Source organism: Pedobacter sp. (assembly GCF_046462515.1).
GTDB lineage: Bacteria > Bacteroidota > Bacteroidia > Sphingobacteriales > Sphingobacteriaceae > Pedobacter.
Genome location: NZ_JBKGVD010000008.1, coordinates 273,968 through 295,550 on the forward strand (window position 1 = coordinate 273,968; position 21,583 = coordinate 295,550).

Sequence of the window (21,583 nt, forward strand, 5' to 3'; positions counted from 1 at the left end):
ATGACCAACAAACTTTATTTTAAATTTATACTCTTATTATTTTTTAGCATTGTAAGCATTTCTTCATATGCTCAAGATCAGGCTAAAACAGAACGCTTACAGCAGATTGAAAATCGTTTAAAAACTTTATCCGTAACTGTACCGGGGCTTACCCAGAAAGTACAGCTATCTATGTCTGGTGCATCAGCTCCAGAGTTTTTAAAAGCACTGGCACAGTCTAACAACCTTAATATCAACATTGATCCGCAACTTAATTTTAAGGTGTTTTATAATTTTACTAACGAAACGCCTTTAAATATTCTTTTGTTTCTATCTAAAGAATATGATCTTGATATCCAGCTAATAGGCTCTATTATGTCAATTACCAGGGCAACACCTGCTAAAGTGGTTCAGCCACCTAAAAACATCAAGGTAAACTATAACGCAACTACTGATATGCTGGGCTTTGAGCTTAATAACGATACCCTGTCTTTGGTAGCTAAAAAGATAAGTCAGGCTTCGCAAAAAAATGTAGTGGTATCTACAACTTTACTAAACAAAACTGTGTCTGCATATATTGCTGCAGCTCCATTTGAAACAGCCTTAGACAAAATGGCTTATGCCAACGGATTAAAGCTTAATAAAACCAGCGATAATGTATTTATTTTTCAGGCTTTAGGAGATGGCGAAGAGCTTTATATTAATAACGACAACACCACGGCAGTTAAACGTAACAACAGACCACAATCGCCGGGAGCAGGTCAGGTAGCTAATTTTAATCTAAATAGCAGAAAAGATGCCAATGGAGAGAGACTATTAAGCATTGATGCGTTAAACACCCCAATTTTGGATTTAATTAAAAGTGCGTCTACTGAAGCTGCCGTAAATTATTTTATCTATTCAGATATTAAAGGAAGTGTAACTACTCGTCTAAATAACATTACTTATGACAACTTTTTAACTTCTTTGCTACAAGGAACAGAATATACCTATAAGCGAGAGGGAGGTGTTTATTTAATCGGAGAGCGACGTTTGGAAGGCTTACGTTCGCATCGCATTGTGCAGCTCCAGCACCGTTCATTAGATACGATTCAAATGATGATACCTACCGAATGGAAAAAAGGTGTGGAAATCAAAGAGTTTAGAGAGCAGAATACCATTTTATTAGCTGGGTCGGCTCCGCAGATCAATGAAATAGAAAATTATATCAGGCAAATAGACAGAGTGGTACCTATGGTGCTGATAGAGGTAACTCTGGTAGATGTAAGGAAAGGAAAAAGTGTAAAAACGGGCATCAGTGCAGGAGTTTCTGATAGTGTAAAAACCGGAGGAACCATTTTACCGGGCATAGATTATACTTTTGGAGCAAATTCTATTAATGATTTTCTCTCCCGGTTGGGAAGTAACAATTCTGTAAATTTAGGCAGGGTTACACCTAATTTTTATGTTAAACTGAGTGCCTTGGAAAATAATTCTAATGTAGAAATCAGATCAGTGCCAAAACTTTCTACACTGAATGGCCATACAGCTAATCTTAGCATAGGCAGTTCCAGATTTTATAGTCAGCGTACACAGAACGTAATTCCTTCTTTAAATGCACAAACTGTAGTCACAGAGCAGTTTACAGAAGTAAACGCTAATCTTGAGATAGATATTAAACCTATTGTATCAGGCGATGACCAGGTAACTTTAAATATTAAAGTGAATATTTCTGATTTTATTGGTAATCCGCCTGAAAATGCACCACCGCCAAAATCAACCAGTAAGTTTACCTCTTTGATTAGGGCTAAAAATGAAGATATGATTGTGTTGGGTGGGCTTGAACGTACCGAGACAGCTGAAAGAGGTTCGGGCGTACCTTTATTATCACGTATCCCGATTATTAAGTGGTTGTTTAGCAGCAGAGAAAAAAGTAACAATAAAGTAGTTACCCTGGTATTTATCAAACCCACAATTCTTTATTAAAATAAAAAATAATGGTTGACGGATTTCAGACTGTATTAGGAGTAGAACTATATATTCAGAGCGATCATACCTATAGTTGTCGTTATTGCCTGCTTAACAGAAAAGGCAACGAAATACGCATACAGGCATGTAAAAAAGCAGAAGGTTCACTGGTAAACGTTATTGCCGCTTTGCCTAAAGAATACCCTGTAGTATTGGTTTTAACAGGCAAGGGCCTTTTGCATAAAAATATACAGCTTACGGATGATGCACCTTTAACCCGGTTATTCCAACAAGCTTTTCCCGCTATAGCTCCTCAGCAATTCTATATACAGTTTTTTAAACAGGAAGCATTTGGTTTACTGAGTGTGGTTAGGAAAGAAGGAGTTGATGAATTATTAGATAAACTGAAGCTTGCGGGGCTTAAGGTCTATAGCATAAGTCTGGGCGCTGTTCATACCATACATATATGGCCTCAGCTCAATTTATATGGAAATAATCTACACTATGATGGACATGTTTTTGAATTAGATGAAAAACGTAATCTGATCAGTTACAAGATAGATCCCGAAATTAAAAACAGTTTTCCATTAAAATTAGGACAAGAACCTATTGCAGAAGAAAATATAGGAGCTTATGCGGCCGCTTTTCAGTTTTTGTTACATCAAAAATTACAAATGGTAATTGCCGATGTAGCTTCTGTGAATACCTCTTTTATAAAAGAACAGTTTAACATTAAATTAAAGCAACGTGCCTTATGGTTTTTAATGACACTTTTTGGCTTATTACTTATCAGTTTTGCGAGCCTTACGCATTTTAATCAACAAAATGAGAAACTGTTACAGCAGGTAGGTGCTCAAACAGCCAGCGCAGATCAGCTCGCTTTACTGAAAACCAATGTAGGTAAGAACGAACAACTGCTTAAAGAACTGAACTGGAACGGCGGCTATAACTATGGCTGGTTGCTCAATGAGATAGGGCAAAGTAAACCCGGACAGCTCACTTTGAACGAAATACATATCAACGATTTTAAAACCGAAACAGAAAAACAAGATAAAACCCCGCAAATTAAAATTACAGGTGTAACCAATAACCTTACAGCGGTAAATAACTGGATTTTCTTACTTAAAGAAAAAAAATGGGTAAAAACTGCCAAGCTAACCAGTTACCAGGAAGATCCGGAAAAAGAACAATATCTGTTTAACTTTCTTATTACCTATTAAATGATGTGGAACAAGCTTAACGAACAACAAAAAAACTGGGGTTTTGGGACAGCAATAGTTGTTACATTTATAATTGCTTATCATTTTTCTTTTAAGCATGCCATTGCAGCGTATCGTTTAAATCACAAACTTAGAAAAGAACAGCTTGATATGCAGGGTGAAGACAGCGCATTTTTGCAGGTAAATAAGAAATACCATTTTTATACTGAAGTTGTAAAATCTTATCAGGTAAAGAAAGAAGATCGCGATAATCGTTTGTGGCAAGCCATTTCGGGTATGGCCGTAAGTAAAAATGTTAAGATCAGCTATACACCACAAACTTCTGAACTTACAGACACCGCCAGACTGGCTAAAGAAATAATTACACAGCAATTTACTTTTAAAGGCAATTATTTTAATCTCGTAAAATTGCTGGATACCTTAAGCAAAAGCACCCAGACAGGCCATATAGGCAAACTATACATCTACCAGCCAAAAACAGGACTTATAATAACCAAAAATGAGGATTTAACCTTACAGTTAGACCTGAGAATGATAGATAAGTAATTACTTTAACTTAATAAGAATAGTTTACTTAAATAAGTATAATATTGAAAATTAATGCGCAGAATTAAAGGTGGCTTTCAATACCTCTTCCAGCTCATTAGGATACAAAGGCTTTTTAAGCAGACGCACTACATAAGGGTTTGCCTCGGCCTTTTTGATATCACCAAAATCTAAAGTTGAAGACAGAATGGCCAGCTTGCAGCTGTTCAGAAAAGAAAGAGGCAGGTTTTTATAGAGTTCTAAAAACTCAAACCCATCCATTTCGGGCATTTGTATATCCAATAAGATAAACTGAGGAAGCAGGTGGGGGTGGTTGATATGCTTTTTGATATAAGAAAGGCCCTCAGCGCCTGATCTGCATATAATAATATCATCAAAAAGTTTAGATAATGCAATAACCTTTGAATTGATCTTAAGATCAATATCATTGTCGTCAATCAGCATCACTTTTTCGGTTCTAGTTTGCATTAGGAATATTAATTTTAAAAGTTGTCCCTTCTTCTATTGTTGAATTAACGGTTATTTTACCATTTATCTTATTTAAAGCTTCTTTTACGATAAATAATCCTAAACCGCTGCCATTTAAAGCATTGCCTTTAAAGAACTGACTGAATATTTTTTCGAGATGTTCTTTTAAAATACCAATACCGTTATCATGTATGGTAATTACGGCTTCAAAGGCATTAACATCTACATTTATATTAACTTTTTTATGTGCTTCTGTTTGCTTCTGGTACTTTACAGCATTTGAAATAAGGTTGCCCAATATAACTTCAACTCTGAAAATATCGCCTCTAAATTTTACCGCCTGATTTACATTTAAGGTAAATACGGTTTCTACATCAATATAAGTATACAGATCTATCAGTTCTTTTAATAAGCTTTCAAAATCTATATCGCTCTTTTCCTCTACGTTTTTTGCGTTTTTGTAATATTGCAGTGTTTTTTGGATATAGTAATCTAATTTATTAGAGCAAGCCTCTATTAACCCCCAGTATTCACCACTTGAATTATATAAACCTTCCATTTTTACTAAATTCAAGATACCCAGAACCGATACCAAAGGAGCCCTTAACTCATGCGATATACTATAAATAAAGCGGTTCAGCTCATCATTGGTTTTTTCCAGTTCTAACATCTTGTTGCGCAGGTCTATTTTAGACTTGTACGCATCATAAGCATTTTTGATGGAATTATGCAGTTCTAAATCGTTCCAGGGCTTTTGGATATAGCGGTAAATATCTCCGTGGTTAATTGCGTCGGCTAAAGCCTCTATATCAGTATACCCTGTTAGTAAAATGCGAATAGGGTCTGGATGTGTATGTACAATACTTTTAAAGAATTCTACCCCTGTAGTATTGGGCATTTTCTGATCTGCAATGATAACATGCATTTCAATGTTCTGCAAGATTTCTAATCCTTCTTGCGCCGAGATAGCGGTATAAATTTCGTACTGCCTTCTAAAACTGGCTCTAAATGCCTGAAGATTGTTCTCTTCATCATCAATGTACAAAACCCTTACGGTAGTAGAACTCATATAAGTATTAATTTAGTTTGGTAGATTGGTATGCAAGGTAATAATAAATTCTGTTCCTTCACCCAGCTGTGAAATAACTTCTATGTTTCCTTTATGTTTTTCAATAATCCCAAACACAATAGACAATCCTAAACCGGTACCTTCTCCAATATCTTTTGTGGTAAAAAAGGGTTCAAAAATTTTATTTTTCACTTCTTCTGTCATTCCTGTTCCACTATCCTTTATACTGATAAATACCTTGTCATCAATGCTCCAGGTTTTTACAGTTAAGAATTCTTCTACATCGGGTTCATTTTTAGATTTAATAGCCTGTATAGCATTAGAAACCAAATTCATGAAAACCTGATTGATTTTTCCAGGTAGGCATTCTACTTTAGGTATCACACCAAATTCCTTAATAACGGTAAGGTTATCGGGAATATTGTTCCGCACCAGTACTAAGGTAGAAGCCAGACCTTCATTCAGATCTACAGGCTTCATATCTGTTTCGTCAACACGGCTGAAATTTCTTAAACTTCTAATGATCTCAGCTGTTCGTTTTGCACCTTCACTAATGCCCGACAAGAGGGAAGTGATTTCTTTATTGACAAAATCAAGGTCTATTTGTTTCTTAAAGTCGTTGATTTGCTTTAATTGCTGTGTTATATCTCCTTCAGGATCCAGGCGCTCATATTTGTTGATGATTTCTCTAAGATCATCAATATCTAATTGTAAAGGTTTGATATTAGAGGTAACAAAATTTATAGGGTTGTTAATCTCATGCGCAATACCGGCAGTTAACTGGCCTAAGGCTGCCATTTTTTCGGCATCTACCAGTTGCGACTGCGTAGATTTAAGGTTAGTTAAAGTATGGTTTAAGGTATGGTTGATTTCTTCTAATTCTTCTGTTCGTTCTTTAACTTTTTGCTCTAATATGATATTCTGCTCCTGGATAAGCTTTTGATTTTCAAGAGAAGTAGCAAGAGCCTGTTTCTGTATGCTTTCGTTTTCTTTCTTTACAAAGTTAATACTGTCTGCAAGTGCAAAAGAAAGCAGTGATATTTCTACCACAGTGGCAATCTGAAGCATGTAGATGGTAAAGTTGTTATAAGGTATAATCTCATAGTCTTTAATCAGAAACAGAATTACACCTATAATAAGGATAGACCAGGCAATAAGGTAATAACGCGCAGGTGAATATTTCTTTTTAAAATAAATGATAATAGCAGAGATATAGGCCAAAATGCAGCTTAAAAGCGTTAATAACTGCATAATAGGGAAAAATACACTTGAACCCGTAGATACAGACAGCAAAAGTACAACAATAGAAACAATCAGTAATATTTTAAAATATACCGCCAGTTTGGGTATGTATTGCTGTACTTTCAGGAAATTTAAGGTGAAGTAAATACCAAAGATTAAACCTAAAATAGAAAAAATGACTACTGAATGCTGGTGCATCCAATTGCTGTTATGCCAGAAAAACTTGGTAGCATAACCCATAATAGAAATCTGGGTTAGCCAGGTAAACAACATATAACAAATATACAGGAAGTAGTTTTTGTCTCTTACACTTAAAAAAAGAAATAAATTGTAAACAAACATGATGAGTACGGCACCAGTATAAAGGCCAAAATAAACATCCCTGTTCATGAGCAGGGCAGTATTTTCAGCCTTTGTATTGGTCATAACAGGAGCCAGAAAAATTTCTTTAGAAATCAGATTTAAATAGAGATCGGTATTTCCCTGAAATTCATTGATCTTAAAAATCTTAACATTTCCTATTTCTTTAGAACAGGGAACCAGCTGTGTACCGCTTAAAGCTATGGTTTTAACTACTTTTTGGTCTTTTACAAAATAGAGATTTAAGTGACTGAGCCTCGACTGATCAATAAGTAAAGATTCCATGTCGGCTGCTTTAGGATTGGTTATTTTTAGCCATACGTTTTTATTACCTAATCCTAAATTCAACAAATTTGAACTTACATCATGAAAATCATCACTGTGAGCAATAACATCATGTATGTTATAAGTTTTGCTATCAGAAAGAGGATAAAGTTGCAACTTGCCCTGTCCAAAGCTCTTTCCAAAGAAAAATAGCGAAAATATGAGAATGATAAATTTAACTACTTTCATTTTAGAGAAGGTCGAAGTGCAAAGTTACTTCATTGCCTTTTGAGGTGGTTATGGTTGTTTTTGTTAACTCTTTTGTTCTTAATTTCTGTATGGCCAGTCGTTCTTCTTCTACGGCAAGAGGTAGGTTCTCAAGATCTTCAATAATTAATCCTGTAGCGGTCAGGTCTTCAGCTGGATAATAAAATTTACCATCAACGCCCAGCTCTTTAAGTACTCTGAAGCCCACTCTTAAAGAATTACGGTAAGTAGCCGGAGCACATAAACCCAGTAAAGTTTTCAGCTTTAAAGTGTGCGCCAAAGCAATAAAAGTACGTCCTAAATGAATACTTCCAACTCCAAGTCCCGCAATTTCCCATGAGTTCCACAAACCGCAAAATTCTCCGATACCGGTTTCAACCTGCTGATCTACCAAACCATAAATTCTGCTGTCCATCTCACCCACAGCATCTTCAATAGGTAAAGGTTGTTTTCTGTTGGCCATATGAATGCGGCCGCCGCCTAATGCTTTTCCACCTTCTTCTGCAGAAACCTGCACAACATATACATCAGGATTTAATACCCAGTCTATTTTTGCAGAGGTTATTTGCGTTATACCAAATATTTCCAATACATGGGTATGCCCTTCAATGAATTTCATGCAGGACGCCCTGTCTTCAACGGCTCTAAACGCTTTAAAGTATAAGTCTGTAATCTCTGGTTTATTATCTTCCACTTGAAAATATTTTATAAGTTGATTTTCTTATGGTTCTTTCAGGTGAAGAACTGGCTATAAATAATCTAAACATAAACATAGGATGCTGCTGCTCATCAAGCTCAAAAATACCTCTTAAATCGTTTTCCAAATTAAATAATTTCTCTTTTTCAAAAGAATCGATACTTAAATTATTTTCAATGGAATTTTTGTAAAAGAAGATCAGCGGTACATTTAAAGGATGTAACTGTATCTTTATATCTGTAGCGCCTAACCACAATCTTTCGGTAGCAAGACCTGCTCTAAGATAAGAAAGGGCGCTTATATCAGCTCCAGAAATTAAACCTAAACATGAAGAGGCCATTAGCTGATCTCTGGTAAGGCGTTTAAATCCACTTCCTCCATTTATTGTTTTTAAAAATTGTATCGCTTTTTCATCTTTGGCCAGTCTGATACCTACCTGATCTGTATTGCCAAGATCTAAAGTATGTATACCTATACCATCTTCTGTAGAATTTACTTCATCTAAATTCCACCGCATTTCCCGGTTTACAAAATCATGGTATGCCTCAGGTATAAACATACGTAACAGATCACAATGAGAAGCAATATTAGAAACGAGCGCAATCTTTTCGGTATCACTAACAAACTTACAGCTGATGCCATCAATATCTTCTGCTAATCCACTCAAATACTCCAGCTTATCTAATGGTATCAACTGCTTAGGCGTAATTTTTCTGTTGGTGTGCCTGTTGGTGATCTGTGCTGCAAGGCTCAATTGCAGATCATCGGCTTCAAAGCCTCTTTCAAAGCTAAATACAGCAATGTGTTTAGGTAGCATAAGAGGTGTAAACTGCCAATTTACTTTAAGCTTAAGAGTGGCTGCGGTTAACAAAAGATTTTCTATTGCAGTACCTAAAGAAATATATGATGAAATAAAAGCCGGATCTAAATACGCTTGTGCAGAACTTTCTTCAAGAAATAAGTGTAATGCTTTGTTTTGATAATGCCATCTCCATGGCTGGTTATTACCCCCAGAGGGTGCCTTACGGGCTGCTTCTACAAGTAAAGTAAGTTCTTTTTCTTCTAAATCGATACCATTATGAACATACTGATCAAAACTGTTATTTTTAATGTAGTTTTCGATATCCGCTACAGACCATGGTTTGATCTTCTGATCATCTTGTTTCTGTACATTCTTATTAGGATCACTGATCAGTTCATCCAGATCAAGGAAAAATCTTCCCGAAATATTTAATTGATTAAGTAATATCTTTCTTGAGAGATCAGCAGAAACACCGCCGCCAAAAGTTACAGCGCTGGCCAGTTGTGGCCAGGTAGAAATGGTGGCCATAAGTTCTACGGCAGAAGCTTTCATACGCGGAGAAAGTGTTTCAATTCCGGTAACAGCGCTGATATAAGGCAACCTTTCTTCCATGGTTTTCAGATTTGCGTAATTATCCATGTCTAAATGGTCAACCATGCCATGTAACACAGGTCTTTGTGGTTCCAGATCAAAGCGCTCTATGTCTATTGTCCCTCTGTCGCTACCTTCCATCAATACAGGTATGCCTAATGCTTTAGCTTTTTTTCTGGCATTTATTTTAATGTCAAAGCTGTCGCATTCATCTATAAGCAAGTCTAGTTTACTGTTTCCGTTTAAGAAAATATCTAAATTATCGGCGGTTATACCTTCATGAAAGCAGGTAACTTTCAGGTAAGGATCAAGCTCGGCAATTTCTCGGGCTACAATTACGGTTTTGGGTAAGCCAATATGGTGAGTACCTGTTCTGATTCGGTTTAGATTACTTAAATCCAGCGCATCAAAATCAGCTATACGTAACTCACCGAAACCGCGTTCCATAGCTAGGGTTAAAGCAACAGACTGTCCAACTGAAAGGCCCATTATACCAATCTTTTTTTGAGATAAGGTATGCTGTTCTTCTGAAGTAATTTTGTATTTGTTTCGGTTAGTTCTGACCTCACGAAATTCTTCTTCATTTAAAAGATGAACAAGGCGGTTATTCCAGGGATAAAACACCCAGATTCCATAATAATCGGTTGATTTGTCAGCAAATCTTTGTTCAACCAGTTTTTCAAACTCTATTTTTGGCAAGAGAGCCAAGCTAGGTTTAACACATTTTAGGTATTCTGAAACTTGCGCAACTATAGAGTCAAATACTTCAATGCGGTTATTGTTTTCTATAATTTCAAGCAAATTTTGTTTTTGCTCTTCTATATTTAAATCGAAAAAAACGGGTGTGTAAGTAAAACCGGCATTATGGTGATGAGCTAATAGCGAGCCGGGGATTATTTCCGATTTAGTTTTAGAAAACATTTAGTAAAAAAAATAAACTTTTAAATAATTTAGTCGTTACAATATTAAAACAACTAAATTAGTTTTTTAGAGTAACATTAAAAAGGTAATTTTAACTTTTTATTACCAATATATGAGCGCAAATATACTATACGTTGACGATGAACCACATAATTTAAGTGCGTTTATGGCTACCTTCAGAAGAATGTACAAAGTTTTTACAGCCGAATCAGCCGAGGAGGGTAAAAAAATTCTTGAAACTGAAGACATTCAGGTTATTATTTCTGATCAAAGAATGCCAAAAACCACCGGAGTAGAATTCTTGGCTTCGATATTAGAGGTACATCCGGACCCTATAAGAATGATTTTAACAGGATATACGGATATTGATGCCGTAATAGATGCCATTAACAAGGGCGAAGTTTATAGATATATTCAGAAACCGTGGATATTAGAAGATTTGAAGATTAATATTGACAAAGCCATAGAAATATATAACTTGCGTAAAGAAAACAAGGAGTTAACAGAAAAACTGCTTATAGCCAACAAACAATTAGAATTTATAGCGAGGCAAAGTTTGCTTTCTTAAATCAAGAATAAAGAACGGTAACAAGTCTTTGCAGATATGATTTCTGTTTTTAGCATAAGGCAAAAAATAGTGCTCATTGTTTTGCCAACAAACTATTAACTGATTTTTTTATTGTATGCTTCATAGCATTTTTAGCAAGCGCAAAGGCTTTTGGGTTCTTAGTCTTTTTGTTGTTTTAAATATACATAGTGCGTTTGCACAATATACATCTAATAAAGGTACCGATTTTTGGCTGGCCTATACAGGACATATAGATGGTTTGGCTTCGAGGATGACACTTTTCCTCTCATCAGATGTAAATGCCGATTACACCGTAACTATTGGAACAAAAGTAATTGCCAGCGGTACAGTAACTGCTAATGTGGTTACACCTGTTTTTATCAATCCTAATGCAGTTGATGTTTACATAGGCACTTCAGATCAGATTGAAAAAAATAAAGCTGTTCATGTTACTACGAACCAGCCAGTTTCTCTGTATGAAGTTATATCTAATAATGCCCGTACCGGGTCTACACTGGTTTTACCCACATCTGCTTTAGAAAACCAATATTATGCATTTTCTTACGAGAATGCCGGTATAGCTAATGTAACTCCTTATTCGCAATTTACCATTGTAAGTATTGAGGATAATACTAGATTAGAGATATTACCTACACAAACCAGCTCAAATACAAACCGCAAAGCGGGGCAGGCGTTTCAGTTAACTTTAAATAAGGGCGAAATTTATCAGTTTCAGTCTTTAGGCGACGTTTCAGGAACTTATATAAAATCTACTAATTGTAAAGCCTTTGCAGTATTCTCTGGTAGTACCTGGACTGCATTTTGTGAAAATGGAAGTAACCGTAGTCCAAGTGGGGGAGATAACCTTTTACAACAGATGTTTCCGGTTTCTTCATGGGGCAAAAACTTTGTTTCGGCACCCTTTTATAATACTGAACATGGAAACAGCGATGTGATCAGGATAATAGTAGCAGAAGATAACACAACGGTTAATATTAACGGTAGCACAAGTGCTGTAAATGGAGTTACGTTAAAAAATCCTTATGCAAAAGGAAGCATAATTACATTTTCTTCGAAAACAGCTAATGTTATTAAATCTGATCATCCTATAGCTGTAGCACAATACCAGACTTCACAAACCTGTAATATCAATAATCATCCTACTCAAACTCCCAACCAGCCTTATCCCGGTGATCCGGAAATGACCATATTAAATCCTATAGAGCAAACATTAAAAGATATAACGGTTTATTCAAAATTAAACAGCGTTACAGGAGTAAATACCAATATCATCAATTATTATCTGAACATCATTATTAAAACAGCAGATATTAAGGGTTTTACTTTAGATGGAAATAGTTTTAATGGAAGTTTTAAAACCATACCTAATAGCGATTACAGTTATGCAATTATTGATGTTACCGGTATGGCTGCACAACACAGATTAAAAGCCGATGGTGGTTTCGTAGCCATTGCCTATGGTTATGGTACGGTAGAATCTTATGCGTATTTAGCAGGTACAGATTTAAAAAACCTCAGCTCAAATATTAAAATGTTTGAACAGGGAAGTAATGTTGCTTCAACTAATTTTTGTGTAGGAACAGATTTTGAAAGTGTATTGCAGTTGCCTTTCCTAACAGATAAGATCGTATGGAATTTAAACAATGGCAAGAAAATAGAAACCATTAATACACCAGCCTATACTACTTATGTTGCAGATGGTGTAACGTACTATTTGTATAAATACAATGTTCCTGCAAGTTATTTTGCACAGGGAGGAACATTTGAACTTACAGCTACGGTTGTTCCGCCTGCGGGTAAAGACTGTTCAAATGAACAGGTTATTACGGCTAAATTTGATGTATTTAAACCAGATTTTTCTCTGCCTACTGCTGCCTGTATCAATAATCCGATAGATTTTAAAAACCTCTCGGTGGGTATTCCCAATACAGCCAAGAACTGGAAATGGGATTTTGGCGATGGCACGACTTCAACTGATAAAGATACTCAGCATGTTTACACAACAGCAGGCGAAAAGGAAATCAAATTGCAGGGAACCACAGAAACAGGCTGTGAGCTTTCTATCATCAAAAAAATTATGATCATAGATATGCCTGTTGCTGATTTTGAAATACCGGCTACATATTGTTCTGGTAACAAATTAACTTTTATCAATAAAACCAGGGTTCCACAGAATACTGCTGTAGCTTACCAATGGGATTTTGGAGATGGTACCGCTGTTGTTACCAGTGAAAATCCCGGACACACTTACGCCAAAGAAGGTACTTATAAAGTAAAAATGACTGCAACAACAGGTGGACTGTGTTCTCAAACAATAGAAAAAGATATTATAATTAATTTATCACCAGCAGTAGATTTTGACTTGCCCGAATCTTGTGTGGCGGATATGGTAAGTTTTGAGGGCCGTGTACTTTCTGGAAATATTATTGCTTGGGCATGGGATTTTGGCGATGGTTCAAATGATCTTGTACAAGGTACTTTGCAAAACCCTAAACATAAGTATAACAGTGTAGGCAAATATACGGTAAAGGTAATGGCTACAGATGTAAATGGCTGTTCGGTAACACTAACTAAGCAAGTGGTAATTAATGGAGCAACCCCGCTTATTACAGAAATCAAAGCCAAATCAGATCAAACCTTTTGTGCCAATAATGAGATCTTATTTGAACAAAACAGCTCGGTTAGCTTCGGATCGATTACACGTATAGAATGGATTTTTGATTATAAAGCAGGTAAAAACAATGCAGCTTCAACAGTTGTATATAACAAACCGCAACCAGGACAAATTTACTCTCATAAGTATCCAAATACAGGTAAAATTGAAATTTATAATGTGGTAATGGTGGCTTACTCAGGTCAGAATTGTTATATCACTTCCAGTCCTATACAGGTAACGATATATCCTGCACCTGTGGTAAAAATTGAAAATGTACCTCCTCTTTGTGAAGACGATAACCCGATACAGCTTGTATTTGGCAATGAGAATAATGTGCCTGTAAATGCCTTGTTTACAGGTAAAGGTGTATCTGCATCAGGATTGTTTAACCCAAAAATAGCAGGCCCTGGCAAATTTGATATTAAAGTGGTGTTTACCACAGATCATGCCTGTACGGATGAAAAGACTTTCAGTATTGAAGTCAATGAAAATCCACAGATTATAAAAGGTGATGATATGCATATTATACTGGGCGGAGAGAAAAAGTTTAATGTGGGGGTAACAGGTAATAAACTCACTTATAAATGGTCGCCTGCAGATGGATTAAGCAGTGATACCGAGCTAAATCCTGTAGCAAGCCCCGATAAAACAACTACCTATACCTTAGAAGTAAAATCTGATAAATGTACCACCTATAAAACCTTTAATGTATTTGTACATGAAAACCCGGATATACCCAATGTATTTAGTCCTAATGGAGATGGAAAAAATGATACTTGGAACATAAAATATTTAGAAACAATTAAAGAAGGAGCAGTAACCATATTTAATCGTTATGGACAAAAAGTGTTCTTTGCCAAACCCTATACCACACCATGGGACGGACGTTTTAACGGGATAGATGTTCCTGTTGGGGTTTATTATTATATTATTGAGCCTAATAATGGCCGAAAAAGATATACAGGTTCTGTAACGGTTTTAAGATGATGAGAGTTAAACACAAATTAGCGGGTGTTTTATGGTTTACTGTGCTTGGCGCATATGCACAGCAAAAACCTCATTATTCGCAATACCAGCAAAACATGTCGGTAATCAATCCAGCCGTTACAGGTATGTACAATGGTATAGATATCAGAACGGGTATGCGTAACCAGTGGCAGAAGGTAGAGAGTGCACCTAAAACAGCTTATTTAACCATGAGCATGCCCATTTCTTTTGGTGGAGATATGGCTACCTATACAGTGAGCGATTTAGGAATTAACGATCCTGAAACCAAAGATGAAATGTTCGATTATCAGTCATCTTTATCGCATCATGCTGTAGGTGTGGTTTTTTTGAGTGATAAAACAGGACCCTTAACCAGAATAACTGCCAACTTTACTTATGCTTATCACTTATCCATTGCAAACGTGGCTAACCTTGCGGTAGGTTTTGGTGCAGGTGTTAACAGACTCGGTTTAGATAATTCTGCATTAAAATTTGAGGAACCTGATGATCCGGTAGTTGGAACATCAGAACAGATCAATAAATATACGCCTGATTTGAATGCCGGTATCTATCTGTACGGATCAAGCTATTATTTGGGTGCCTCAATGCAACAGATCATTAAAAATAAACTTGCTTTTGATGGCGATTATACAGAAGGTAAAGACGCGGCACATTATTTTATAACTGCCGGATATAGATTTTGGATAAACACCAATTTTTCTCTACTGCCATCTGTAATGTTAAAATACGTAAACCCTTTACCTAAAGCATTTGATGTGAACTTAAAAGTAGGGTATAAGAATCTGGTATGGTTAGCGGCCGGTTACCGTAAAAACGATGCCTTTACAGGTTCATTTGGTTTTGACGTGCTCAACCGGGTAAGTGTAGGTTATACTTATGATTATACCACATCAGAAATCAAAAGCATTACTTCCGGTTCGCATGAAATTACGGCAAGGATAAGATTATAGTTCTTTGCGCAGTCTTGCTACCGGAATATTCATTTGCTCACGGTATTTGGCAACCGTTCTTCTGGCTATATTATAACCGTGCTCTTTCAGTATTTCAGTTAACTTCTCATCGGCAAGAGGCTTGCGTTTATCCTCTTTGTTAATGCAGTCTTCAAGGATTTTTTTAACCTCTTTGTTCGAAACTTCTTCTCCGCTTTCTGTTTGTATGGCTTCAGAAAAGAAAGATTTTAACAAGAAAGTACCAAATTCTGTTTGTACATATTTAGAATTGGCTACACGCGAAACAGTTGAAATGTCCATGTCAATTTTATCAGCAATATCTTTTAAGATCATGGGCTTAAGCTTACGCTCATCGCCGGTTAAAAAATATTCATACTGATAATGCATAATGGCATTCATCGTTTTCAATAAAGTTTGTTGTCTTTGCTTAATGGCATCAATAAACCATTTGGCAGAGTCTAATTTCTGTTTAACAAACTGTACGGCCTCTTTCAGTTTTTTATCTTTTTGTGAAGCTTTCTCGTAATGATCAAACATTTCCATATAAGAGCGGCTAACTCTCAGTTCGGGGGCATTACGGGCGTTTAATGTTAAAATTAAAGTGCCATCGTTATTGCTGATATGAAAATCAGGTATGATCTGTAGCTGTTTAGTTGTAATCTGATTTGAGTCTCCGGGCTTAGGGTTAAGCTTTAAGATCTCATTAACCACTTCTTTTAATTCTTCACTGCTAATGCCTACAGATTTTTCAAGCTTATCGTAATGTTTTTTGGTAAACTCTTCTAAATGATGCTCAACAACTTCAATCGCTTTTTTAATGATGGGATTTGAAGTGTCCTTTCGCTTTAATTGTAAGCTTAAACATTCTTGCAAATCTCTGGCGGCAATGCCGGCTGGATCAAAATTTTGGATTACCTTAAGCATTTCTACCACATCATCTTCTTCAACAATTACATTTTGCGAAAAGGCCAGGTCATCTATCATAGATGTGATAGGTCTGCGTAAATAACCATCATCATCAAGACTGCCTATAATTTGTTTTCCTATAACAAAATCCTGATTAGACAAAGGTACTAAGTCTAATTGTTGCTGAAGACTTTCAAAAAAAGTACTTTCAACCGCTATAGGTGTTTCCTTTTTATCATCTTCATCATCACCGTTATTGAAAGAGGTGCTGTAATCACTTGAATCATCATCCTGCAGATAATCATCTACGTTAAACTCATCTAAAGAACTTTCTTCTCCATTGTTTTCGTCATAATCCTGTTTATCATCATTCAGGTCATCATATTCGCCTTTAGGTTCATCCAAAGAAATTAAGCTCGAATCTTCTAATGCGGGATTTTCTTCTAATTCTTCTTTGATACGCGTATCTAAAGCAACAGTTGGCACCTGCAACAATTTGATAAATTGAATTTGCTGAGGAGAAAGCTTTTGTAACAGTTTTTGCTGAAGATTTTGTTTTAGCATACCTGACGAGTGGTTAAAGTTTTCAAAAATACATAAATGCTTTAGATTTTTTTTATTAATTTAATTTTATAAACTACTTTTAGGTAGTTTATTTTAAAAATAGAGTGTAAAAAATTAAATAGATTACTTATGGGTTTTGTAAAAGAATTTAGAGATTTTGCCGTAAAGGGCAATGTAATTGATTTAGCAGTCGGTGTAATTATTGGCGGCGCGTTTGGTAAGATTGTAAACTCGCTGGTAGAAGATGTAATTACACCTGCGGTATTGGCACCAGCCTTAAAGGCAGCTAAGTTAGATAACCTGGCCCAGCTTACAATTCCGGGAACGGCAATTAAATACGGCAATTTTTTATCAACCGTAATTTCGTTTATCATCATTGCCTTTGTACTATTTCTAATCATCAGACTGGTAAACAGAATGAAGAAAAAAGAGGAGGAAGCACCGGCAACACCAGCCGCACCTACTCAAGAACAGGTACTGCTCACTGAGATCCGCGATTTGCTAAAAAATAAATAAGAACGGCAAAAATCTTTTTTACAGGTTGTTTAAAACTACATTAATTAGGCTTGCACTGAGCAAAGATGATGTTTTAAACAACCTTTTTATTTTTAGAAGCAGTATATCAAATTATTTAACGTTTTTCACGTTGTTGATATGGGCGAAACCTATCAGGTCATCAAATCTGCTGCCCGGCCTGCGATGATAAACCAATACCTGATAATTGTTTTCTGTTTCGAAGAATGAACCCTCAAAAGCCGTTTCATTGATTTTGTTATTTTCGTCTAACCAGATATACTTAAAATCATATAAACCTTGTTTAAGCTTAATATTGCCATGAAATCTGCCTTTTGCTATATCGTAGGTAAGCTTATTCTCATTGGTTAAAGCATAATTGTTAAATGCACCTACAATGTATGCGCTACCGCCCGCAGTAGGAGGTGTTGCGCTCAATGTAAAATAAACAATTGCATAATCGCTGTCCGTGGTATTATCCCTTCCGTCGGTATTTCTAATAAAGAAATTGCCATTTTCATCAAACTGGTTACTATATCTTGAAGATTTATTAGCCAAATCGGTAGATAAAACCACGTTTTGGACACTATCGCGATAGATATCTGCAACATGTTCTGCGTTATACCTGAAACTGCGGGTATCAAACTTCCTGAATTCGTTACCGCCCCAAAATTCATTGGTGTTTAACTCATCATAAACCAGCGAACCTTGTCTGATGTATAAAGGTTTGGTATTTACAATTTTACTGTAAGGAATATTATTTTGCATAACCACCGCTTTAATATCAGAGTTGGGGTTTGCAATAGGTATCTGATGAAAAATGGTAAAATTGACCTTTTGTTTGGTGTTGCGATTGGCAACATCGGTACTTGGAACAACCTCTGCGCCAACATTAACCATATTATTGCTAATGTAAAAACGTTGGGTAATTACTACATTTTCGGGTTTATTATTTTCATATACCTTTAAAATATAATTACCTGCAATTTTAGGTTTAATCTGCTCATTAGGCAGTGTTAAACGGTAATTGGTAAATTTTACCAATGTATTAAAGGAGTATTTATAATTGAAAATAATATCTTCTTTAAAAGTTTCGAGATAATCCATTGTATTTAACCTTGACGATTTCCAGTCGTAAGTACAATGTTCTATAGTATAGCTGTAATTTTTTTGCCCGCCATCTAAATCATCAAAAGCAAAAGTGATGGTTTCATTGCTTTTTAAATTAATAATGGGAAAAGATTGTTCTTTCTGGCTGTTGTAGCACTGCACGGTTTTCAGGTTAGATTTAAAAACTTTATTCTCATAAATCTGGTTTTGGGCCTTGAGTTCCTGTACCGTAAAAAACAACAAAACAAAAAATAAAAATCTGATCATTAATTATAAAAGCTTAAAGAATTAAATATACAATCTTTATTCATAATTAAGGACCAGATGTAGAAACAGAAGAATTACCCTTCTAAATCCATAATTTCAGAAGCTAGGGCTTCCCAGTTTTTCTGGGCAGCGTTTAAAAACTCTTTTTCAGTAAGGTATTGTAGGTTTACCTCTTCTAATTTTTTCGGGTTACTAAAAACTTCTTCACGGGCAAGCTCTGTTTCAAATTGCTTTACATTGGCTTCAAATACCGAAATCTCTTCTTCAGCTTTTTTAAGCTTATCATTTAACTTTTTAAGTTGTTGCTGTACATTAAGAGAAGCAGGTTCGGTTGTAGCTTTAGGTTTAAGATTCTCCTGTTTTACAGGAATAGGCTTTGGAGCAGGTTTTACTCTTTTCGCATCCCATTCTTCAAATTCGGCATATGTACCAGGGTATTCTTTGATTTTTTCTCCTTCAATAAACCAGATCTTATTTGCAATATTATCTAAGAAATACCTGTCGTGAGATACGGTAATGAAAGTGCCTTCGTATTGTTGTAAAGCCTGTATCAGAATATTAACAGACTGAATATCCAAGTGATTGGTGGGCTCATCCAGGATTAGGAAGTTAGAGTCTGTAGTAAGTGATTTAGCCAGAGCCACCCTGGATTTTTCACCTCCTGAAAGTACTTTTATCTTTTTAAATACATCATCTCCGGTAAACAGAAAACAGCCTAAAATGCCACGTAATTCCGTATCAGTATGCTTAGGGGCAAAAGCCTGTAATTCTTCTAAAATTGAATTGTCTAAGTGGAGAGATTCCAATTGGTGCTGCGCAAAAAAAGTTTCGGTTACGTTATGACCTTTTTCACTTTTCCCACTAAAAGGTTCTGTACCCGCAATAATACGCAATAAGGTAGATTTACCTTTACCATTGGCACCAATCAGGGCAATTTTATCTCCCTTTTCTATGATAGCTTCTGCATTTTCTAAAATATTAATATTAGGGTAACTTTTGCTAACGTTTTCTAAACGTACTACATGACGGCCAGAAGGCTTGGAAAATTTAAAGCTAAAGTTAACTGTAGGATTATCATCATCCACATCTTCAACCCGGTCTAATTTTTCAAGTGCTTTCATACGCGACTGCGCCATTTTTGCCTTGCTCGCTTTAGCCTTAAAACGTTCAATTAAACGCTCTTCCTGTTTAATTTTAGCCTGTTGGTTTTTGTATTCGCCACGCTGTATTTCTGCGCGTAAAGCTTTTTCCTCTAAATAATAGGTATAGTTACCGGCATAAGTGGTAAGCTTACCCTTTCTTGATTCTACGGTTTTATTAATAATCCGGTCTAAGAAATACCTGTCGTGCGAAACAATCACAATAGCGCCTTCAAAAGAACCCAGATAGGTTTCTAACCATTTAATGGAAGGTAAGTCCATATGGTTGGTAGGCTCATCTAACAACAAAATATCAGGATCTTGTAATAGGATTTTGGCTAACATTACCCGCATGCGCCACCCACCGGAAAAAGTGTTTAACGGACGTAACTGGTCTTCATCACTAAACCCCAGACCAGCTAAAACCTCATGTGCCCTATATTCTATATTGTAGCCATCTAAAGCCTCAAATTCCTGTTGCTTTTCTGCCAACTGGTTCAGCACATCTTCACTGTAATCGGTTTCTATAACTTTTAAAAGTTCTTCAATCTCATCATGCAGCTTATTCTGACGCTCAAACGCTTCCATAGCCACATGTAAAATGCTATGATGTGAATCTATAGAAAGCAAATCCTGGTTTAGGTAGCCGATCTTGAGGTCTTTTGCCATAGAAATGCTGCCCGAAGTAGGAGTGTAATCGCCTACAATCAGCTTTAAAAGCGTAGATTTACCTGTGCCATTCGCACCGATTAAACCAACTTTATCTCCAGGTTTAATATGCCAGTCTGCTTCGTCATATAAGGCTCTTGAGCCAATTAAAAAACTTAAATTGTTTATTGAAATCATTATGGCTGCAAAAGTAAGGAATTAGATTGAGGAATTTTTAACCGTAAAAAGTTTCATTTTAACCTGTTAAATGTTTCAGTATAAACTTTCGTAAAGTGGTAACTTTGTAAATTCAATTTGCATATACATGATGAAACAGGAAGAAAAAATGTACAATATACCTGCATTTTTAAAATACTTGAATGTAGAAAATGCTAAAAGTGATGTGCTGCATGTGGTTAATTATGAGCACCATAACCAAATCCCTTTACGTTCAGAACCTGTTAGTATCGATTTTTACGTTTTAGCTATTAAAACAAATTCGGATATTACACCTGCAGAAAATAGGTCTGCTTCTTATGCATATTTAGATTGCCCAACTAATAGCTTGGAATGGAATTATTCTTCAAAATTTAGCGGATATGCGATGTTTATAACACCAAAGCTGTTCGATAAATATGCCAAAGAATATAATTTTAAGCATTACAATAACCATGAGGCTTTGTTTCTTACACTTGAAGAAGAAGAAACCTTACAGGATCTGTTTAAAAAATCTTTCAAGGAATATCAGAAAGAGAACTTTTCAAAAGAAGTTATCGTATCCTACGCTTCGTTAATTCTTTCCTATATACAGTTATTCTAGAAAAGACAGTTTGATACCAGAAGTAAATTATACAATAAAG

General features: G+C 35.8%; 15 protein-coding genes and 1 pseudogene. 8 read left to right on the forward strand and 8 right to left on the reverse strand.

What is annotated here, in order from left to right; genetic code table 11:
* From ACLHG9_RS09270 to ACLHG9_RS09280, 3 genes are read left to right on the forward strand one after another with little or no spacing between them, the layout of a single operon-like run.
* The gene (locus ACLHG9_RS09270; protein WP_410221215.1) at positions 1-1,944 is read left to right on the forward strand and encodes a secretin and TonB N-terminal domain-containing protein; all 1,944 of its coding nucleotides are present in this window, start codon (positions 1-3) and stop codon (positions 1,942-1,944) included.
* A gap of 11 nt (positions 1,945-1,955) precedes the next feature.
* Positions 1,956-3,146 (forward strand): PilN domain-containing protein, encoded by a 1,191-nt coding sequence (locus ACLHG9_RS09275; protein WP_410221216.1) that lies wholly within the window; start codon positions 1,956-1,958, stop codon positions 3,144-3,146.
* On the forward strand, positions 3,147-3,692 hold the full coding sequence (locus ACLHG9_RS09280) for a hypothetical protein (RefSeq protein WP_410221217.1): 546 nt from the start codon (positions 3,147-3,149) through the stop codon (positions 3,690-3,692).
* A 51-nt stretch (positions 3,693-3,743) separates the two neighbouring features.
* Here ACLHG9_RS09280 and ACLHG9_RS09285 read toward each other — a convergent pair whose 3' ends face one another.
* From ACLHG9_RS09285 to ACLHG9_RS09305, 5 genes are read right to left on the reverse strand one after another with little or no spacing between them, the layout of a single operon-like run.
* Positions 3,744-4,160, reverse strand: a complete 417-nt coding sequence (locus tag ACLHG9_RS09285; protein ID WP_410221218.1) for a response regulator — start codon at positions 4,158-4,160, stop codon at positions 3,744-3,746.
* Entirely contained in the window at positions 4,150-5,229 is a 1,080-nt protein-coding gene (locus tag ACLHG9_RS09290; RefSeq protein WP_410221219.1) for a hybrid sensor histidine kinase/response regulator, read from the reverse strand. Before ACLHG9_RS09290 ends, ACLHG9_RS09285 begins: the two co-directional genes overlap by 11 nt.
* Positions 5,230-5,241: 12 nt before the next feature.
* Positions 5,242-7,344 (reverse strand): 7TM diverse intracellular signaling domain-containing protein, encoded by a 2,103-nt coding sequence (locus tag ACLHG9_RS09295; protein WP_410221220.1) that lies wholly within the window; start codon positions 7,342-7,344, stop codon positions 5,242-5,244.
* Position 7,345: 1 nt separating this feature from the next.
* The gene (locus ACLHG9_RS09300) at positions 7,346-8,056 is read right to left on the reverse strand and encodes a hypothetical protein (RefSeq protein ID WP_410221221.1); all 711 of its coding nucleotides are present in this window, start codon (positions 8,054-8,056) and stop codon (positions 7,346-7,348) included.
* A complete protein-coding gene (locus ACLHG9_RS09305) occupies positions 8,046-10,373 on the reverse strand; it encodes an Rv1355c family protein (protein ID WP_410221222.1) in 2,328 nt (775 codons plus the stop codon). The genes ACLHG9_RS09300 and ACLHG9_RS09305 overlap by 11 nt, the downstream gene beginning before the upstream one ends.
* Positions 10,374-10,485: 112 nt before the next feature.
* Here ACLHG9_RS09305 and ACLHG9_RS09310 point away from each other — a divergent pair, with 112 nt between their 5' ends.
* From ACLHG9_RS09310 to ACLHG9_RS09320, 3 genes and pseudogenes are all read left to right on the forward strand, one after another.
* Entirely contained in the window at positions 10,486-10,941 is a 456-nt protein-coding gene (locus ACLHG9_RS09310) for a response regulator (protein WP_410221223.1), read from the forward strand.
* Positions 10,942-11,056: 115 nt separating this feature from the next.
* Positions 11,057-14,605 (forward strand): PKD domain-containing protein, encoded by a 3,549-nt coding sequence (locus ACLHG9_RS09315; protein ID WP_410221224.1) that lies wholly within the window; start codon positions 11,057-11,059, stop codon positions 14,603-14,605.
* Positions 14,605-15,510: pseudogene (locus ACLHG9_RS09320) on the forward strand (type IX secretion system membrane protein PorP/SprF); the annotation flags it as partial. The gene ACLHG9_RS09315 and the pseudogene ACLHG9_RS09320, both read left to right, overlap by 1 nt.
* Positions 15,511-15,570: 60 nt before the next feature.
* Here the strand turns inward: ACLHG9_RS09320 and rpoN are convergent.
* A complete protein-coding gene (gene rpoN, locus ACLHG9_RS09325; protein WP_410221225.1) occupies positions 15,571-17,046 on the reverse strand; it encodes an RNA polymerase factor sigma-54 in 1,476 nt (491 codons plus the stop codon).
* A gap of 129 nt (positions 17,047-17,175) precedes the next feature.
* On the opposite strand from rpoN, the gene mscL reads away from it, so the two are divergent.
* Positions 17,176-17,562, forward strand: a complete 387-nt coding sequence (gene mscL / locus ACLHG9_RS09330) for a large-conductance mechanosensitive channel protein MscL (RefSeq protein WP_410221226.1) — start codon at positions 17,176-17,178, stop codon at positions 17,560-17,562.
* Between the two features lie 111 nt (positions 17,563-17,673).
* Here mscL and ACLHG9_RS09335 read toward each other — a convergent pair whose 3' ends face one another.
* On the reverse strand, positions 17,674-18,936 hold the full coding sequence (locus ACLHG9_RS09335) for a DUF5103 domain-containing protein (protein WP_410221227.1): 1,263 nt from the start codon (positions 18,934-18,936) through the stop codon (positions 17,674-17,676).
* A 74-nt stretch (positions 18,937-19,010) separates the two neighbouring features.
* Positions 19,011-20,921 (reverse strand): ABC-F family ATP-binding cassette domain-containing protein, encoded by a 1,911-nt coding sequence (locus tag ACLHG9_RS09340; protein WP_410221228.1) that lies wholly within the window; start codon positions 20,919-20,921, stop codon positions 19,011-19,013.
* Positions 20,922-21,048: 127 nt separating this feature from the next.
* Between ACLHG9_RS09340 and ACLHG9_RS09345 the strand changes: the two genes are divergently transcribed.
* Complete coding sequence (locus ACLHG9_RS09345) at positions 21,049-21,543, forward strand: hypothetical protein (protein ID WP_410221229.1); 495 nt, start codon at positions 21,049-21,051, stop codon at positions 21,541-21,543.
* The last annotated feature ends 40 nt before the right edge of the window (positions 21,544-21,583 follow it).

Bases quoted from the DNA above. Each gene is read 5' to 3' on its own strand.
- ACLHG9_RS09275 (WP_410221216.1), top strand. From the start codon at position 1,956: ATGGTTGACGGATTTCAGACTGTATTAGGAGTAGAACTATATATTCAG.
- ACLHG9_RS09295 (WP_410221220.1), bottom strand. From the start codon at position 7,344: ATGAAAGTAGTTAAATTTATCATTCTCATATTTTCGCTATTTTTCTTT.
- ACLHG9_RS09310 (WP_410221223.1), top strand. From the start codon at position 10,486: ATGAGCGCAAATATACTATACGTTGACGATGAACCACATAATTTAAGT.
- rpoN (WP_410221225.1), bottom strand. From the start codon at position 17,046: ATGCTAAAACAAAATCTTCAGCAAAAACTGTTACAAAAGCTTTCTCCT.
- ACLHG9_RS09335 (WP_410221227.1), bottom strand. From the start codon at position 18,936: ATGATCAGATTTTTATTTTTTGTTTTGTTGTTTTTTACGGTACAGGAA.
- ACLHG9_RS09340 (WP_410221228.1), bottom strand. From the start codon at position 20,921: ATGATTTCAATAAACAATTTAAGTTTTTTAATTGGCTCAAGAGCCTTA.
- ACLHG9_RS09285 (WP_410221218.1), bottom strand. From the start codon at position 4,160: ATGCAAACTAGAACCGAAAAAGTGATGCTGATTGACGACAATGATATT.
- ACLHG9_RS09305 (WP_410221222.1), bottom strand. From the start codon at position 10,373: ATGTTTTCTAAAACTAAATCGGAAATAATCCCCGGCTCGCTATTAGCT.
- ACLHG9_RS09280 (WP_410221217.1), top strand. From the start codon at position 3,147: ATGATGTGGAACAAGCTTAACGAACAACAAAAAAACTGGGGTTTTGGG.
- ACLHG9_RS09315 (WP_410221224.1), top strand. From the start codon at position 11,057: ATGCTTCATAGCATTTTTAGCAAGCGCAAAGGCTTTTGGGTTCTTAGT.
- ACLHG9_RS09290 (WP_410221219.1), bottom strand. From the start codon at position 5,229: ATGAGTTCTACTACCGTAAGGGTTTTGTACATTGATGATGAAGAGAAC.
- ACLHG9_RS09345 (WP_410221229.1), top strand. From the start codon at position 21,049: ATGATGAAACAGGAAGAAAAAATGTACAATATACCTGCATTTTTAAAA.
- mscL (WP_410221226.1), top strand. From the start codon at position 17,176: ATGGGTTTTGTAAAAGAATTTAGAGATTTTGCCGTAAAGGGCAATGTA.
- ACLHG9_RS09270 (WP_410221215.1), top strand. From the start codon at position 1: ATGACCAACAAACTTTATTTTAAATTTATACTCTTATTATTTTTTAGC.